We start from the raw sequence: 16299 nt of genomic DNA on the forward strand, positions 1-16299 counted from the left end.
TCAGGAGGGCGTCGAGATCATTGGTCACACACTGGTCATAGACGCCCTCCGCCCATGTCCGGGCATCGACGGGACTTCGGACTTACTCGTCTAGCGGGGGCGTGAGAGCGATCACCGCACGGCTCTATCCGGGGCCGCGCCGTTCTGATCAATTCGGAGGTCTGGATGAGCCGCGCCCGCACCGTGTTCGAACGAGCGGTCTGCGCCGTCGCCGGGGCGGTGGCCGTCTCGGTCGTCGCGCTCCCGACCGGACCACCCGCGGTCGCCCGGGCCCAGGACGGTGTCGAACTGGCGCTGGCGGAGGCCGGGGGTTGCCCGGGCCTTTTCGTTCTCGGAGTGCAGGGAACCGGTGAGTCCACCCCGACTTCTCCGGTGGCCGCGGACGCCGGTCTGCTGTCACTGGTACTGGGTCCGCTGACCGAGATGTTGAGCGGGCCGGCGGTGGGCCGCGCCTATGTTCCCTACCTGGCCGGGTTCGGCGGCGCGCTACCCGGTGCCACCACGGCGCCCTACTCCGTCTCGGCGGGTGCGGGGCTGGGGCGGTTGCGCGATATGGCCGCCGAGGTCACCGGGCGGTGCCCGGGTTCCCAGCTGGGATTGATCGGTTACTCGCAAGGCGCGCACGTGGTGTCGATGTTCGCGCGCGAGGTGGGCGCCGGTGCGGGGGTGGTACCGGCCGACCGGGTCGCGGCGGTCGCGCTGCTGGCCGACCCCACCCGCGCTCCCGGGGCCGCGGTGTTCCCCGGGCTACCGGACGCGGGGCGCCCGGAGCCCGCGCCCGGTACCACCGGCGCGCAACTGGGCGCGTTGCAGGAATTCCCGCGGCACCCCGCACCGGGCGGCGGTATCGGGCCGCTGCGCGATATCGCGCCCGACTTCGGGGAACTCACCGGACGGGTCGCCTCGCTGTGCCTACCCGGTGACCTCGCCTGCGACGCTCCCACCGATGCCCCGCTACTGCATATGGTGGTCAATATCCTCGGGCAGGCCGAACTGCTGCCGTCGGACCCGGTGGCAGCGCTGGCCTCGATCGGCGACGGTTTCTCCTCGACGCTCGCGCGCACCGCGACCGCGGTCGTCACCCACGATCTGCGTGGATACTCCCTGGGCACATTGTCGTTGACACCGGAGAAGCCGCTGGGCGTACGGCTGGCCGAAGCCGCCGACCCGCGATCGGGCAGCGAACCCGAAGCCCGCGAGGCACTGCTGAAACTGGGTACCAGTGCGCTCAACACGCTGCTGGCGATCATCGGTGTCGCTTTCGAACCCGCCGAAGTCGCCGGTATCGCCACCGCCCCCGACCCCCTGACCGGTCTCGAACGCGCCACCGACGCGCTCGTCGCCGCCGCGCGCCGCCCGATCCCGCGTCGCACCGTATTCAACCTGGTCAGTAAGACGTTCGATGCGCTCGGCCGATTGAGTGCCGAGAACGCCGAACTCCTCGACCCCGGGCTGTGGCTGCGCTACGCGGATACAGTCCGCAAACACGGCGACTACTTCCACGCCGGGTACACCGCCGACGGCCGGCCCGCCGCCGACCTGGTGCTGAGATGGTTCACCGCGGTCGCCGAAGACCTCGCCACCAACCGCATGCCCGAACCGTCCCCGGCGCGACCGGCGCCGGCCGCCCCGGCCGCTCCCGACCCCGCGCCGGCGCCGCAACAGCCGGCGCCGGCTCCGCCTGCTCCCGAGCCGGATATCCGCAGTGTCGCCGTCGGGGCCGGAACACCACCGGAGACACGAGCGGTGGCCGACGCCGCGTCATCGCGGCCTCTGCACGGCCTGGCACCGTATCTGCTGGGGCTGGTGTTGCTGGCGGCGGTCTCGGCGGGCGTATGCGGTGCGATCAGGGCCGCGCACAGGGTGCCGGGTCTGCGGTGGGTGGTGGCCGCGGACCGCGTCCGCTCCGCCGGGCGCCGGTGGACGACCGGAGCGCATGGGGCGCGGGAGCGGACGTCGGCGGACAGGTCCCGCGCGGGCGGACGGGGACACCCGCCCGCGAACAGCCGGTCTCCTGAGGCGCGGAATCGTCGCTGATCTCGTACCGATCGGTCGTGACGGCGGGCGGACGTCGCCGGAATCGGACGGGATCGCACCGGAGGTGATATCGCGGTCACGGCAACCGTCCGGGCCGGACGTGCCGCGGTCGACGGGCCTTCTCCGGCCGGCGCCCGTCTGCCTTCGCCGACTCGACGGGCGCGTGTGGGCATATAGGCCTCTTCCGGCTGACGGTGTGGCGGTCTGTTCCGATCATCCAGCGATAAGTGCGCACCGATCGAGCACTTATTTCCGGGGGCCGCCGTAGCGTTCGACCAGTTCCACGCCCAGCGCGGCGAGCTCGCGGCGCACCGAGTCCGGTTCCACGACTTCCACGGTCGCTCCCCAGCCGGCGAGTTGTTCGGCGATCGCGCGCGGTGTGTGCGCGGTGAACCGGACCCGGACGCGACCCTCGGATGTGGGCCCGGCGACCTCGCAGTGCCTGCCGTGCCGATCGCGGAAAACCGGAAGCAGCCGTTCGCCGAGGAGAACGGTGGCGGAGGTGGTCGCGCGGCGTTGTTCCATCTGTTCGACGACCTCTGCCCAGAGTGCCGGCAGATCGAGGTCGGCGGGCCGGTGGGCCTCCTGATCGGTGGGCTCGGCCCGCGAGATCCGGTCCACCCGGAAGGTTCGGCGGCCGTGCTCGGTTCCGGCGAGCAGATACCAGACGGCGTCCTTGTCGACCAGGCCCCACGGATCGACCACCCGATCGGTGTCGGTCCCGGCGCGGCCCCGGTACCGCAGCGCCACCCGGCGGCGCTGTACCACCGCCTGTTGCAGCAGTCGCACTGTCTCGGGGAGTTCGCGTTCGGTGTGGCCCCAACCGGACGGATCGATCACCACCGCGTCGGCGGCGGCCTCGGCCTCGCCGCGGAAAGTCGACGGGAGGGCGCGCAACAGTTTGCGCAGCGCCGCGCGCGCCTCCGGCACCGCCCCCGCGGACGGACCGGTGAGCAGGAACAACGCCCGCGCCTCGCCTGCGGTCAAGCCACTCAGATCGGTGCGCGCCCCGCCGACCAGTTGCCAGCCACCACCGCGGCCGGGCTGTGGATACACCGGGACACCGGCGGTGGAGCGCGCCTCCAGGTCACGGCGCGCGGTCGCCACCGAAACTTCCAGTTCGGCCGCGATCTCGGCGGCGGTGACTTCTCGGCCGGAGATGACGCGTTCGGCGGGCTCCCGGCCCGCGTCCGTTCAGAACAGAGTCGGTTCGCCGAAGCCGGGGGTGCGTTCGATCGCCAGCAGTGTCGATTTCGTATCGATACCGCCCGGCGCGGAGAAGCCGTGCAGGGAATGGTCGGCGGCCAGGACGCGGTGGCAGGGCACGATGAGCGGAATGGGATTGCTGCCCAGCGCCTGACCCACCGCCTGCGCGGCCCCGGCCGCGCCGCAGCGGCGCGCGACCTCTCCGTAACTGAGGGTGTGTCCGGGGTCGATGGCCCGGGTGACCGCGTACACCGCGCGGTGGAATTCCGGGGATCGGGTGAGGTCGAGCGGGATCCAGCGCAGGTCGTCGAGATCGCCGTCGAGGTGGGCGCGGATACGGGTGAGCGCCTCGGCACGCGGGCCCGTGGTGGGCTCGGGGACGGGACGGGTCTCACCGCGGCCGCGGAATCCGGCGCCGGGCTCGTAGCGGGGGAGGGAGAAACGGGCCACGGCGTCCGCCCGCCAGGCGATGGCGCAGCGGCCGATCGCGGTGTCGAAATCCGTCGTTTCCAGGGGCGCGACCGCACTGTCCGGCATACCGACAGTCTGCGGGTGCCCACCGACACTCATCGGCCCCGGGGCGGATCGCACCGGACCCGTGACTACGGGCCGCTGTTGTCATACTGTCAATATGCCCCGTGGGGTAGACACTGGATCGACGACGAACCGAGGTAGGGCGTGAGTACACCATCCACCGCCACCAAGCAGGGCCCGCTCGCGGGCATTCGCGTGATCGAACTGGCCGGGATCGGGCCCGGGCCGCATGCCGCGTTGCTGCTGGCCGATCTCGGCGCCGATGTGGTGCGGATCCAGCGCGCCGGCCAGCTGCCCGGTGGGGCCGACCGGCCGCAGCTGCGGGGCCGCACGGTCGTGGAGGCCAACTTGAAGGACCCGGCGGATATCGAGAAGGTTCTCGGGCTGGTGGACAAGGCCGACGTCTTCATCGAGGGGTTCCGGCCCGGCGTCACCGAACGGATGGGACTGGGGCCCGACGACCTGCTCGCCCGCAACCCGCGGCTGGTCTACGGCCGGATGACCGGCTGGGGCCAGGAAGGTCCGCTGTCGGACCGGGCCGGCCACGACATCAACTACATCAGCCTCACCGGCGTCCTGCACGCCATCGGCCGCAAGGGCGAACGGCCGGTACCGCCGCTGAACATGGTCGGCGATTTCGGCGGCGGCTCCATGTTCCTGGTGTTCGGTATCCTGGCCGCCCTGGTGGAACGTCAGAACTCCGGTGAAGGCCAGGTCATCGATGCCGCGATGGTCGACGGGACGCTGGCGCTGTCGAATATGATCTGGGCCTTCCGCGGTACCGGGGCCTGGTCCTCCGAACGCGGCACCAACCTCCTCGACACCGGTATGTCCTTCTATGACACCTACGAGACCTCCGATGGCAAGTACATGGCCGTCGGCGCGATCGAGCCCCAGTTCTACGCCCAGCTGCTGGCCGGTCTGGAGATCGACCCCGAGGGCCTGCCGTTCCAGATGGACCCGGCCGGGCAGGACACGCTCGAGAAGCTGTTCACCGAGAAGTTCCGCAGCAAGACCCGCGACGAATGGGCCGCGATCTTCACCGGCACCGACGCCTGTGTGAGCCCGGTGCTCACCTTCGACGAGGCGAGCGAGAACGAACACATCGCCGCGCGCGGGTCGCTCATCGAAATCGACAATGTCACTCAGCACGCCCCGGCGCCGCGTTTCTCCCGCACCCCCAACGGTGTGCCCACCCCGCCGCCCACCGAGGCGACCCCGATCGACACCGTCTGGGCGGACTGAATTCCGCGGGCGGGCCGGTTCGCACCGGCCCGCCGTCTCGGTCGAGCGCGGCCGCCGGCCCGATCCAGTGGTGCGGGCCCCGGGCGCGTATCCGGGAGAACGCGGGCGCGGAGGTTCAGAACCAGGTGTTGGGCCGGATGTAATTGGCCAGATCCACCAGCGCGTAGCGGTGGCGGCGCCCGGGCGCGAAGCGGGCCAGTGTGCGCAGCCCGGCTTCGGTGCCGTCGCGCAGCGCGTGCTCGGTGAACGCCACGCCCATGAGCGGTGGCCGGGGCCGCCGCGGCGTATTACCGGCCTGCAACCAGGCCAGTGCGCTGCCCAGCACCATCACCCGCAGTTGGACGGCCCGGCGTTCGTCGGGCGGCAGGGCCTCCACGCGGGCCGCCGCCTCCCGCAGGGTGTCCTCCGGCAGTTCCGCCACCGGCGCGCTGGTGAGCAGCAGCAGGACCACGGTCATCCGGGCGATGGTGAAATAGCGCGAGGAAGCCGGCACCTCGTCCAGGGCGGTGACGGCCTCCCGGTGGCGACCGGCGGCGGTGAGCAAGCGGGCCGAACCGAAAGCGGCGCTCACCAACCCGTGATCGGTACGCCAGGTGGTGGCGTAGAAATTCTCGGCGTAGTCGCGCCAGGCGCGGGTCTCGTCCGGTGCCCAGTGCTGGAGCACGAGTTCGGCGGTGGCGGCCAGGGCCAGTTTCGGCGCCAGCTCGCCCGGCAGGACACGTAATACCGCGTCGAACGCGGAATAAGCTTTCTCGTAATCCTTCTCGCGTAGTCCGGCCATGCCCGTGTACCAGTCGATCCGCCAATCCCGTCGGCCCGTACGCGGTATGGCGTCGAGCAGATCGGTGGCATCGGCGACGCGGTCCAGATCCAGCAGGATGCGGGCCTCGGCCAGGCGCAGTTCGCGTTCCAGGTTCTCCGGCGCCGCGGCCGGGTCCTCGGCGAGTCGCTCGCGGGCCTCGTGCAGCGCGGCGAACGCCTGGTCCGGATCGGATTGCAGGGTGTCGGTCAGTCGAGCGGCGACCGGGTCGGTACGGGGCAGCAGCGGGATCGGTAGCGCGGCGGCGATATCGGTGGCCGAGAGCAGGGTGTCGCGCGCGATCCCGTCGGCGTAGGCGTCGGTCTGGCCGATCAATTCCTCGGTGCCGAACGCGCTGCGCTGTTTACCGAAAACCGTGGACCGGTGCGGCCGCTCCACGCCGGTATCGAGGGCCAGGATCTCCCGCAACACCCCGGACAACTGATCGGCCATGGCCCCGGCCGAGGGGAATCGCCGGTCGGGGTCGGTATCGGTGGCGCACAGCAGCAACCGGTGGAACGACTCGTACCGGGCCAGGACCGGGTCGTCCTCCGGGTCGGGCAGACCGTCGCGGTAGGCACCGTGTTCGGTCGGCATGTTCAGGGTGAGCACGGCCAGCGTGCGACCCACCGTGTAGATGTCGGAGGCGACCGTCGGCCCGGTGCGGGCGATTTCGGGCGCCTGGAAACCGCGGGTGCCGTACAGGTTCCCGTAGGCATCGATCGGTGCGACCGCGCCCAGGTCGAGCAGTTTGACCTGGTCCTCGGTCACCATGATGTTGTCGGGTTTGAGGTCGTTGTAGGTGAGCCCGGTCGCGTGCAGATAGTCCAGCGCGGGCAGCACCTCCAGGATGTAGGCGATGGCCTGCGCCACCGGGATCCGCTCGGGCCGCTTGTGGTCGTCGAGCATGCTGCGCAGCGACCGGCCGCCCACGTACTCCATCACGATGAACCCGATCGGCTCACCGCCGGGCGGCAGGTGCTCGACGAAATTGTGGATCTTCACGATGCCCGGATGCGCGACCTCGGCCAGGAACTCCCGCTCCGCCACGGCCACCGCCTGCGCCTCGATATCGTCGGCGTGCAGCAGCCCCTTCAGCACCACCCAGCGGTCGCTGACATTGCGGTCCACGGCGAGGTAGATCCAGCCCAGCCCGCCGTGCGCGAGACAGCCCTGGACCTCGTACTGCCCGGCCACCATATCCCCGGGGCCCAGTGTCGGGCGGAAATCGAAGGCGGCGCCGCAATTCGGGCAGATGCCGCGCGTGGTGGCCGGTCCGCTCGCGCTCGTCCGGCCCACCGGTTTGCCGCACCGCCAGCAGAACCGTTTGCCCTCCGCGACCACCGGGTCGGTCAGGACCGCGGCGACCGGGTCGGCGGCTTCGACCGGCGGTATCTCGACCAGCCCGGCGACGAGGGTGCGCACCGTGGGCCGGGAACGCACGGTGCGGGTGCTGCGGCCGGTACGCAGCTGGGAACCGCTACCGCGCCCGGAAACTCCGGTGGCCCCCGAACTCGCCCGGTCGCCGGTGCCGGTGGACGCCACGGTGCCCGGGTACGCGGCGGTTCCGGCGACTGCGGCGGTTTCCGGGGAGGCGGCGGTATCGGCGGCAACGGTTTCGGGGTGCGCGGCGGAACCTGCGACGACGGCGGTGCCCGGGCGGCCGGCCGTACCCGCGGCGGCAGCGGTTTCCGCGTATGCGGCCGTACCGCCGATGGCGGCGGTTCCCGGGTTCGCGTCGGGCTCGGGAGCGGCGGTTTCCGGATGGTCTCCCGCACCCGCTTCCGGACCGGCTTCCGGAGGTGCGGCCGTATCCGTGACGTTCCCGGTTCCGGAATGCACGGCGGCTCCTGCGCCGGCAGCGGTGTCGGAACAGCCTCCTGCACCCGCTACGGCAGCGGGTTCGAGGGAACCGCCCGTCCCCGTGCCGGTGGCAGTTTCCGGGGAATCGCCCGTGCCTGTGTCGGTGGCAGTTTCTGGTGAATCGCCCGTGCCTGTGTCGGTGGCAGTTTCTGGTGAATCGCCCGTGCCTGTGTCGGTGGCAGTTTCTGGTGAATCGCCCGTGCCTGTGTCGGTGGCAGTTTCTGGTGAACCGCCCGGTCCCATGTCCGCACCGGTTTCCGGGTATTCGGCCGCCCCCGCAGCGGTTTCCGGTGGTGCGGCCGCATTCGCGACGCCCGCGGTTCCCGGGCCGGCGGTACCCGCTGTGGCGGTGGCTCCCGGGCCCACACCGGTGCCGGAAGGGTTTCGATCGCCCCGTACTCGGCCCGCCCCGAGCCGGGTGGCCGCGCTGGGTTGCCCGTCCGGCGCCTCGAGGCGGGTGGATTCGACGGCACGGGTCGGGGGCGGCTCCGGAAAGTCTCCGGAGCCGGACCGGATACCCGACTCGTCCGTCGTCACGGCGATCAGTCCCGATAGGTCGGTGGTGGGGGTCCGGGGGAGGGCCCGAGGGCCGAGAGCCACTGGTTGTAGAGGCGGTTCCAGGTGCCGTCCGCGCGGATACGGTCGAGGGTGCCGTTGACGAAGCGCACCAGGTCGTCGTCGCCCTTGGGGATGCCGATTCCGTACGGCTCCTCGCTGATACTCGGCCCGACCAGTTCGGTGTACGGGTCCTGTTCGGCCAGTCCGGCCAGGATCGCGTCGTCGGTGCTGACCGCGTCCACCTGCCGCTGCTGGAGTACCACCAGACAGTCGGCCCAGGTGGGGACGGTGAGAATGGATGCCTGGGGCTGGATCCGGCTGATCTGCTCGAGTGAGGTGGTGCCGCGGATCGTGCACACCCGCTTGTTCGCCAGATCCCGCAGACTCTGGATCCCGGAATTCTGCACGGCGAGCACCCGCTGGTGCGCCTTCAGGTACACGGTGGAGAAGGAGACCCTGGCCAGGCGCGCGCAGGTGATGGTCATGGTTTTGACCACCATGTCCACCCGGTGCTCGATCAGCGCCGCTTCCCGTTCCTCGGACCCGAGACTGCGGTATTCGATCTTGTCGGGATCGCCGAACAGGTCGCGGGCCACCTCGCGGGCGATATCGGCGTCGAAGCCGACGATCACCCCGCTTTCCGGATCCCGGAAGCTGAACAGGTTGCTGCCGGTGTCCAATCCGACGACCAGGCGGCCGCGGGCCCGGATCCGGTCCAGTACCGGGCCGGTGGCCCCGGGCCCGGTCGGACGCAGGCCCGCGGTGGGGTCGCCGCAGTTGGTGCCGTCGTCGGGCAGCGGAAGCGGGCCGTCGGCCTCCATCGCCGTCGCCTGGGCGGGTAGTGGCGGCTCGGCGTAATCGCTGTGCGCCACCTCGTGGTGCGGGCCCGGGCCGGTGGCGCAACCGGCCAGCAGCAGCGCGGTACACGCCACCCCGACCCGCAGCGGCCACGATCGCCGCGACGGCCGGGGGGCCGCCGGTCGGACCGGGTTTCGCGCAAACCTCATCGATACTCCCGCAGTCTTGGCCAGATGCCGAAGGCGATATACGCCGCCGCGGCGAAACCGAGGATCAACGCACCTGGTGCCAGATAGTCGAGTACCCGGGCGCTGTGGAAAATATTGCTGCGTAGCGTGTTGCGGGTCTCGGTGATCCCATTGCCCAGTGCCTTGTCCAGGGCCTCCACGTGAACCGTAGCGTTCTCGGCACCCGGCGCGGTGGCGATTCCGGCCGCGCGAGCGAATTCGCCGCGGTTGAGTGCCTCGTTCATCCGCTGGTGCGCCGCCAGCCAGTGCAGCAGCGCCGCCCGCGCGTCGACGGTCGCCCGGTCCGTGTGCCCGGCGAGCAATTCGTTGAGCCGGGTGATGTTGGCGTCGAATGCGTGGTCGTAGTCGCCGGTGGTATCGCGCCGCACCAGTTTGAGTGTTTCCGCCGAACGCGCCTGCTGCGCCAGGATCCGGCTCTCGGTGAGCCGGGCGGCGGGTACCGTCCCGTCGGCCCGGCCGCTGGACATCGCCACCGACGAAACGGATCCGGCGATCACCGTCCACAGCATCAGGGTGAGCAACGCTCCGGAGGCCAGCAGCAGGCCCGGGTTGAAGGTGCGGTGCCACCGCCGGGCCAGCGATCGTTGCGCCCACACCAGCGCGATCACCGCGACCACGAGCAGCGCGATGGCCGCCCATGGCGGCCGAACGTGCCGGTCCTGGGCGGTGTCGACCGCGGCCGCGCGCCGCACATAGAGCTGTTCGGCGGTCGGCAGCAGCACCGTCTGCATCTGTGACGACGCCTCGCTCAGATAGGCCGCCCCGACCGGGTGTCCCTCCCGGTTGTTCGCCCGCGCGGTTTCCACCAGGCCCGAGTACACGGGCAGTCCCGACCCGATACCCATCCGCTGCAGAACGTCCTGGGGGTCGTCCCCGGACAGTGTCACCAGATCGGCGCCCGCTTCCCCCAGCGCCTGGCTGTAACGGTCGCGCACCTGCTCGGGTTCCAGTCCGCCGGAGATGAACGCCGTGGCCGCGGCGGCGTCGGCCACCGAGAGCGAGGTGTAGAGCCGATGTGCCGCATTCGCATCGGGTTCGGTGTGGGCGAGCAGGACGTCGAGGTCGCTCTGACGGTCGTGCACGGCACCCGCGGTGATCACCCCGGAGCCCAGGCAGAGCACGATCAGCAGCAGCCCGACCCCGAGCAGCCGCCCGGGCGAGGATTGGGCGAACAGGCGTAAACGTGCAGGATTCAGCCACTTCCAGGCCTGCGCGAGCCGGGGGCGGACGGGCCTCGCCCGCCCGGGGACGGGCGCCGGTTCCGGGTGGGCCGGGTCGGGTTCGGATACCACCCGATCCACCGCCAACCGCGTCATGTCCACCCTCCAACTCTGGGCGCCGTGTGCGCTGTATCGCTCCGCCGGTGCCGCGCGAGATCGCTCACACCGCTGCCATGAGCGTATTCGGTATTCTGCACACGCGCGCCCCCACCTCCACAACCCGGCACCCCCCGCCACCGGTGGGGCAGGATGGAGGCGACGGTCGACGAGGGCGGTGCGAGATGCGTGGTGACGGTGACGGGTGGTCCATAAGCCCCGGTGGTGTGCGGCACTGGGGCCTGTTCGGTGCGGCCGGTTTGCTGTTGCGCGCCCCGCTCGGTAGCGGCGGTGCGGCGGTCCTGCTGCAGCACCGCGCGCTGTGGAGTCACGAGGGCGGGACCTGGGCACTGCCCGGCGGGGCCCGCGACAGCGACGAGTCGGCGGTGCACGCGGCGGTCCGCGAGGCCGACGAGGAAGCCGGTATCAAAGCCGCGGATATCCGGGTGCGCGCCGAACGGGTGACCGCCACCGCCCCCAGCGGCTGGACCTATACGACGGTGATCGCCGACGCGGGCAAACCGCTACCGGTCCGGCCGAACATGGAGAGTGTGGAGCTGGCCTGGGTGCCGGAGGACGAGGTGGACCAGCGTCCGTTGCACGCCGGGTTCGCCCATGCCTGGCCCGGGTTGCGGGCCAGCTTCGCCTGGATGGATCCGGGTGAGTGCGCGGCGGCGGATGCGGCGGAGCTGGCCGCGACGCTGCCGCGCACGGTCGACCTCGGTGCGGAGTTCGTCTGGTTGCACGCCGAACCCGAGGGGCCCGGCGACCGTGCGGTCCTGCTGAACCCCCCGTACCCGCCGGAGAATCCGGAACCGAGCGGATCGCCGAATCCGGCGGGCGAGGCGGACGATCCGGGGGCCGGGCTGGGTGTGGCCGCGCAGACGGAGGCCAGAGTGCTGGGGATCCCGCGCAGCGCGGTGCTGGGGTAGGAGGCCGAGTTGGGAAGGGGCACGGAGGAAGGTGCGCGGCCGGCGCGGCCGTATGTCCTGCTGTCGGTCGCGATGAGTGTCGACGGCTATATCGACGATACGGAGCCCGAACGCCTGCTGCTGTCCAACGATGCCGATTTCGACCGGGTGGACGGTATCCGGGCCTGGTCCGATGCGATTCTCGTGGGTGCCGAGACGCTGCGGCGGGACAATCCGCGGTTGCTCGTACGCGATGAGTCGCGGCGCGCGCAGCGGGTCGCCGCGGGCCGGGCGGAGTACCCACGCAAGGTGACGGTGACCGCGAGCGGTGAACTGGATCCGGACGCGCGCTTCTGGCGCTGCGGGACCGCCGAACACGCCCCGCTCGTCTACACCACCGACGCGGGCGCCCGGCGGCTGCGCGATCGGTTGACCGCCCCGGCCGAGATCGTGGCGCTGGGCCCGGAGCTCGGATTCGAGCCGTTGCTCGACGATCTCGGTGCCCGCGGCATCGGGCGGTTGATGGTGGAGGGCGGCGGCCGGATCCACACCGCGTTCCTGGCCGGCGGATTGGCCGACGAACTGCTGCTCGCGGTCGGGCCCGCGCTCGTGGGCGACCCCGCCGCCCCGCGTTTCCTGCATCCCGCGCGGTTCCCCGGCGGTTCCACCCACCGGATGCGTCTGGACGAGGTGGAGCGGCTCGGGGATGTGGCAGTGTTGCGCTATCGACCCTAGGAGGCCCGGTGCCCGAACCCGACCACCACTACTGGATGAACCGGGCGATCGAACTGTCGCGGCGGAGTCCGCGGGCGCCCGGCGCTTTCTCGGTGGGTGCCGTGATCGTCGCCGCCGGCCTCGAGATAGCCACCGGTTACTCACGGGAAACCGATCCGAAGGTGCACGCCGAGGAAGCCGCGCTGGACAAAGCGGATCCGCACGATCCGCGGTTGCGGCAGGCCACGCTCTACAGCACGCTGGAGCCCTGTTCGGAGCGGGCGACGAAAACGCGGCTACCGTGTACCGATCGCGTCCTCGCCGCCGGTATCCCGGTGGTGGTGATCGCGTGGCGGGAACCGTCCACATTCGTCGAGAACTGTGTGGGGGTGGAGAAGTTGCGCGAGCACGGGGTGCGGGTGCTCGAACTCCCGGAACTGGCCGACGCCGCCATGGCGGTCAACCGCCACCTCGATCTGTCCTGATCGCCTCGTCACCGCAGACAGGCCGGGCCGAACAGCGCTTTCAGCTCGCCCATCAGCGCAGGCGAGGGGGTGATCCGGAATCGGGGGTCCAGGGCGAGCAGCCGGGGACCACGCGTGCCGATCAGGTCGATGCGCAGGTCGGTGGGACCGGGATGCCGCTGCAGGGTCTCGCGCAGGGCCCGGACCGTGTGCGGGGTGCAGGCCGTCGCGGGGAGGGTGAGGGTGAGCGGCCGCCCGGCGGTACCGGCGGCGAGATCCGGTGTGGTGACGTGATCGCCCAGCAGGGAGCGGCGTCCGTCGCGGACGCTGACCGTCGCGGTGATCACCACGATCGCGTCCTCGGTGAGATGTCCGGCCGCGGTGGCGTGGGCGGCGGGGAAGAACAGTATTTCGGCACCGGCCTCCAGATCCTCCAGGCGCACGACCGCCCAGGGCTCGCCCTTGCGGGTGACGCGCCGGTCGACGGCGGCGATGATGCCGGCCAGCCGTACCCGGCGTCCGTGTGGGACGCGACCGTCGTGCAGGGCGGCGAGCGGGGTATCCCCGGCGGCGGCGAGCGCGGTGGCGATCTCGTCGAGCGGATGACCGGAGACATAGAGCCCGAGCATTTCCCGTTCGTAGCTCAACCGCTCGCGGGTCTCCCATTCCTCGTCGGGGACCGGCACCTCGAACACGGAGGTGTGCGTCCCGGCGTCGGCGGTATCGCCGGAGAAGAGATCGAATTGACCGCGCGCCGCGGCCTTCTTGGTGACCGTCACCGCGTCGATCGCTTCGCTGTGGATCGTGTACAGGCCCTTGCGAGGATGGCCGAGGGATTCGAAAGCCCCCGCTTTGACCAGTGATTCCACCACCTTCTTGGTGCAGGCCACACTGTCGGTTCTCGTCAGGTAATCGGAGAAACAGGTGAACGCACCGGCCGATTCGCGTGCCCGGATCACCGCTCGCACCACCGGTTCACCGACATTGCGGACCGCGCCCAGGCCGAAGCGGATATCGGACCCGACACTGGTGAACGTGGCCGCCGACTGGTTCACATCCGGTGGTAGCACCCGGATCCCGCGCTTGCGGCAGTCGGCCAGATAGATGGCCGATTTGTCCTTGTCGTCACCGACGGAGGTGAGCAGGGCGGCCATGAACTCCGCCGGGTAGTTGGCCTTGAGGTAGGCGGTCCAGTACATCACCAGGCTGTAACCGGCGGCGTGCGATTTGTTGTAGGCGTACCCCGCGAACGGCAGTACCGCCTCCCACAGCGCGGTCACCGCCGCGTCGCTGTAGCCGTTGCCGCGCATACCGTCCCGGAAGTTCTCGAACTCCATGGCCAGCACTTCCGGTTTCTTCTTACCCATCGCCCGGCGCAGCAGATCCGCCTGGCCCAGCGAGTATCCGGCGACCTGCTGCGCGATCTGCATGATCTGCTCCTGGTAGACGATCAGCGCGTAGGTCTCGGCGAGGACCGCGCGCAGCGGTTCGTCGAGTTCGGGATGGATCGGCGTCACCGCTTCCCGCCCGTTCTTACGGTCGGCGTAGGACCAGTGCGCCCCCACACCCATCGGCCCCGGCCGGTAGAGGGCGTTGGAGGCCACCAGATCGTTGAACTCGGTGGGAGCCATCCGCAGCAGCAGTTCCCGCATCCCGGCCGAATCCATCTGGAACACCCCGAGATTGTCGCCGCGCGCCAGCATGTCGTAGGCGGGTCCGTCGTCCAGAGCGAGCGTGTCCAGGTCGATCTCGATACCGCGGTTGCCGCGGATATTGTCGAGGCAGTCACCGATCACGGTGAGCGTGCGCAACCCCAGGAAATCCATTTTGAGCAGGCCGACGGCCTCACACGACGGGTAGTCCCAGCCGGTGATCACCGCCCCGTCCTGCGGGCGTTTCCACAGCGGCACGATATCCAGTAGCGGTTCGCTGGACAGGATCACCGCGCAGGCGTGCACCCCGGCCCCGCGGACCATCCCCTCGAGCCCGACCGCGGTGTCGTGGATGCGGCGCATATCCGGTTCGGCCTCGATGAGTGCCCGCACCTCCGCGGCCTCGCCGTAGCGTTCGTGGCCGGGATCGGTGATACCGGCCACCGGGATGTCCTTGGCCGCCACCGCGGGCGGCAGCGCCTTGGTGAGCCGGTCGGCCAGGGCGAACCCGGGCTGGCCGAACTGGACGCGGGCGGCGTCCTTGATGGCCGCCTTGGTCTTGATGGTGCCGAAGGTGATCACCTGGGCGACCTTGTCCGCGCCCCAGCGCTCGGTGGCGTAGCGGATCATCTCGCCGCGGCGGCGGTCGTCGAAATCGATATCGATATCGGGTGCCGACGGGCGTTCGGGGTTGAGGAACCGTTCGAACAGCAGTCCGTGCTCGATGGGGTCGATATTGGTGATGGCCAGCGAGTAGGCCACCAGCGACCCCGCCGCCGAACCACGCCCGGGACCGACCCGGATACCGACCCGGCGCGCGTGTGACACCAGATCGCCGACCACCAGGAAGTAGGCGGGGAAGCCCTTGTCGCGGATGATGTCCAGCTCGAACCGCGCGCGGTCGCGGTAACCGCCGGGGATACCGGCGGGGAAACGCCAGCGCAGACCCGCGTCCACCTCGCGGCGCAGCCAGCTGTCCTCGGTATGACCTTCCGGCACCGGGAACACCGGCATCCGATCGCGGAATTCCCACACCTCGTCGTACGGTTCGATGCGTTCGGCGACCGCGAGGGTGGCGTCGCAGGCGCCGGGTAGTTCCACGTCCCACAGGTCGCGCATCTCGGCCGCGGATCTGAGGTAGAAAGTGTCACCGTCGAACCGGAACCGCGCCGGATCCGACAGCGTCTTGCCCGTCTGCACACACAGCATCGCCTCGTGCGCCGCCGCCTGCTGCCGTAGTACGTAGTGACAGTCGTTGGTGGCCAGGGCGGTGAGCCCGGCCTTGCGGCCGACGGCGAGCAGATCGTCGCGGACCCGGCGTTCGATCGTCAGCCCGTGGTCCATCACTTCGAGGAAGAAGTTGTCCGGGCCGAAGATATCGCGCCAGCGCCCGCGGCCGCGTAGGCGGCGTCGAACTGCCCGAGCCGCAGGCGGGTCTGGACCTCGCCGGACGGACAACCCGTGGTCGCGAGAACTCCCTCGGCGTGTTCGGCGACGAGTTCGGCGTCCATCCGCGGCCATTTCCCCAGTGGTCCCTCGAACGATGCGCGCGAGGACAACCGGAACAGATTACGCAGTCCCACCGCGTTCGCGGCGAACAGCGTCATGTGCAGATACGCTCCGGACCCCGAGACGTCATCGGACTTCTGTCCGGGTTCGCCCCAGAAGACCCGTGTGCCGGAGAACCTGGATTCCGGCGCGATATACGCCTCGATACCGATGATCGGTTTCACCGGTGAATCCCGGGACTGCCGGAAGAACTCCGCGGCCCCGTACATATTGCCGTGATCGGTCATCCCGACCGCCGGCATGCCCAGGCGCTCGGCTTCCGCGAACAGCGGACCGACCTTGGCCATACCGTCGAGCATCGAGTACTCGGTGTGGTTGTGCAGATGTACGAAAGACGCGCCCGTCATCGTTGACCCCGTGCCGTAGAACCGGCCCGCGACCGATT

Annotated in this window: 10 protein-coding genes and 1 pseudogene; 5 read left to right on the forward strand and 6 right to left on the reverse strand. The window is 70.4% G+C overall.

Annotated elements, in window-relative coordinates; translation table 11 throughout:
• Nucleotides 1-165: 165 nt before the first annotated feature.
• Nucleotides 166-2037: a cutinase family protein gene (locus ABZV91_RS18745; protein WP_355242975.1), complete on the forward strand. Its 1872-nt coding sequence runs from the start codon at nucleotides 166-168 to the stop codon at nucleotides 2035-2037.
• A gap of 246 nt (nucleotides 2038-2283) precedes the next feature.
• On the opposite strand, the gene ABZV91_RS18750 is transcribed toward ABZV91_RS18745, so the two are convergent.
• Entirely contained in the window at nucleotides 2284-3198 is a 915-nt protein-coding gene (locus ABZV91_RS18750; protein ID WP_355243109.1) for a YafY family protein, read from the reverse strand.
• Nucleotides 3199-3231: 33 nt separating this feature from the next.
• On the reverse strand, nucleotides 3232-3780 hold the full coding sequence (locus ABZV91_RS18755) for a methylated-DNA--[protein]-cysteine S-methyltransferase (protein ID WP_355242978.1): 549 nt from the start codon (nucleotides 3778-3780) through the stop codon (nucleotides 3232-3234).
• Between the two features lie 141 nt (nucleotides 3781-3921).
• Between ABZV91_RS18755 and ABZV91_RS18760 the strand changes: the two genes are divergently transcribed.
• Nucleotides 3922-5022, forward strand: a complete 1101-nt coding sequence (locus tag ABZV91_RS18760) for a CaiB/BaiF CoA-transferase family protein (protein WP_355242981.1) — start codon at nucleotides 3922-3924, stop codon at nucleotides 5020-5022.
• 115 nt (nucleotides 5023-5137) lie between these two features.
• On the opposite strand, the gene ABZV91_RS18765 is transcribed toward ABZV91_RS18760, so the two are convergent.
• The 3 genes from ABZV91_RS18765 to ABZV91_RS18775 all read right to left on the reverse strand — a co-directional run bounded on the left by ABZV91_RS18765 (nucleotide 5138) and on the right by ABZV91_RS18775 (nucleotide 10604).
• Nucleotides 5138-7663: a tetratricopeptide repeat protein gene (locus ABZV91_RS18765; protein WP_355242984.1), complete on the reverse strand. Its 2526-nt coding sequence runs from the start codon at nucleotides 7661-7663 to the stop codon at nucleotides 5138-5140.
• A 563-nt stretch (nucleotides 7664-8226) separates the two neighbouring features.
• Nucleotides 8227-9249, reverse strand: coding sequence for a glutamate ABC transporter substrate-binding protein (locus ABZV91_RS18770; RefSeq protein WP_355242987.1), 1023 nt, complete (start codon nucleotides 9247-9249; stop codon nucleotides 8227-8229).
• On the reverse strand, nucleotides 9246-10604 hold the full coding sequence (locus tag ABZV91_RS18775; RefSeq protein WP_355242990.1) for a hypothetical protein: 1359 nt from the start codon (nucleotides 10602-10604) through the stop codon (nucleotides 9246-9248). Before ABZV91_RS18775 ends, ABZV91_RS18770 begins: the two co-directional genes overlap by 4 nt.
• A gap of 185 nt (nucleotides 10605-10789) precedes the next feature.
• Between ABZV91_RS18775 and ABZV91_RS18780 the strand changes: the two genes are divergently transcribed.
• From ABZV91_RS18780 to ABZV91_RS18790, 3 genes are read left to right on the forward strand one after another with little or no spacing between them, the layout of a single operon-like run.
• A complete protein-coding gene (locus tag ABZV91_RS18780) occupies nucleotides 10790-11536 on the forward strand; it encodes an NUDIX hydrolase (RefSeq protein WP_355242993.1) in 747 nt (248 codons plus the stop codon).
• A gap of 9 nt (nucleotides 11537-11545) precedes the next feature.
• On the forward strand, nucleotides 11546-12250 hold the full coding sequence (locus ABZV91_RS18785) for a RibD family protein (RefSeq protein WP_355242996.1): 705 nt from the start codon (nucleotides 11546-11548) through the stop codon (nucleotides 12248-12250).
• Nucleotides 12251-12258: 8 nt separating this feature from the next.
• Nucleotides 12259-12714 carry a deaminase gene (locus ABZV91_RS18790; protein WP_355242999.1) on the forward strand — a complete coding sequence of 152 codons (456 nt, stop codon included), beginning with the start codon at nucleotides 12259-12261 and terminating at the stop codon, nucleotides 12712-12714.
• Between the two features lie 8 nt (nucleotides 12715-12722).
• On the opposite strand, the pseudogene dnaE reads toward ABZV91_RS18790, so the two are convergent.
• Nucleotides 12723-16261: pseudogene (gene dnaE, locus ABZV91_RS18795) on the reverse strand (DNA polymerase III subunit alpha).
• Between the last annotated feature and the right edge of the window lie 38 nt (nucleotides 16262-16299).

It is taken from the genome of Nocardia sp. NPDC004568 (assembly GCF_040609955.1).
Classification (GTDB): Bacteria; Actinomycetota; Actinomycetes; order Mycobacteriales; family Mycobacteriaceae; genus Nocardia.

Coding starts and splice junctions, on each gene's coding strand:
- ABZV91_RS18770 (WP_355242987.1), bottom strand. CDS start 9,249: ATGAGGTTTGCGCGAAACCCGGTCCGACCGGCGGCCCCCCGGCCGTCG.
- ABZV91_RS18745 (WP_355242975.1), top strand. CDS start 166: ATGAGCCGCGCCCGCACCGTGTTCGAACGAGCGGTCTGCGCCGTCGCC.
- ABZV91_RS18780 (WP_355242993.1), top strand. CDS start 10,790: ATGCGTGGTGACGGTGACGGGTGGTCCATAAGCCCCGGTGGTGTGCGG.
- ABZV91_RS18755 (WP_355242978.1), bottom strand. CDS start 3,780: ATGCCGGACAGTGCGGTCGCGCCCCTGGAAACGACGGATTTCGACACC.
- ABZV91_RS18775 (WP_355242990.1), bottom strand. CDS start 10,604: ATGACGCGGTTGGCGGTGGATCGGGTGGTATCCGAACCCGACCCGGCC.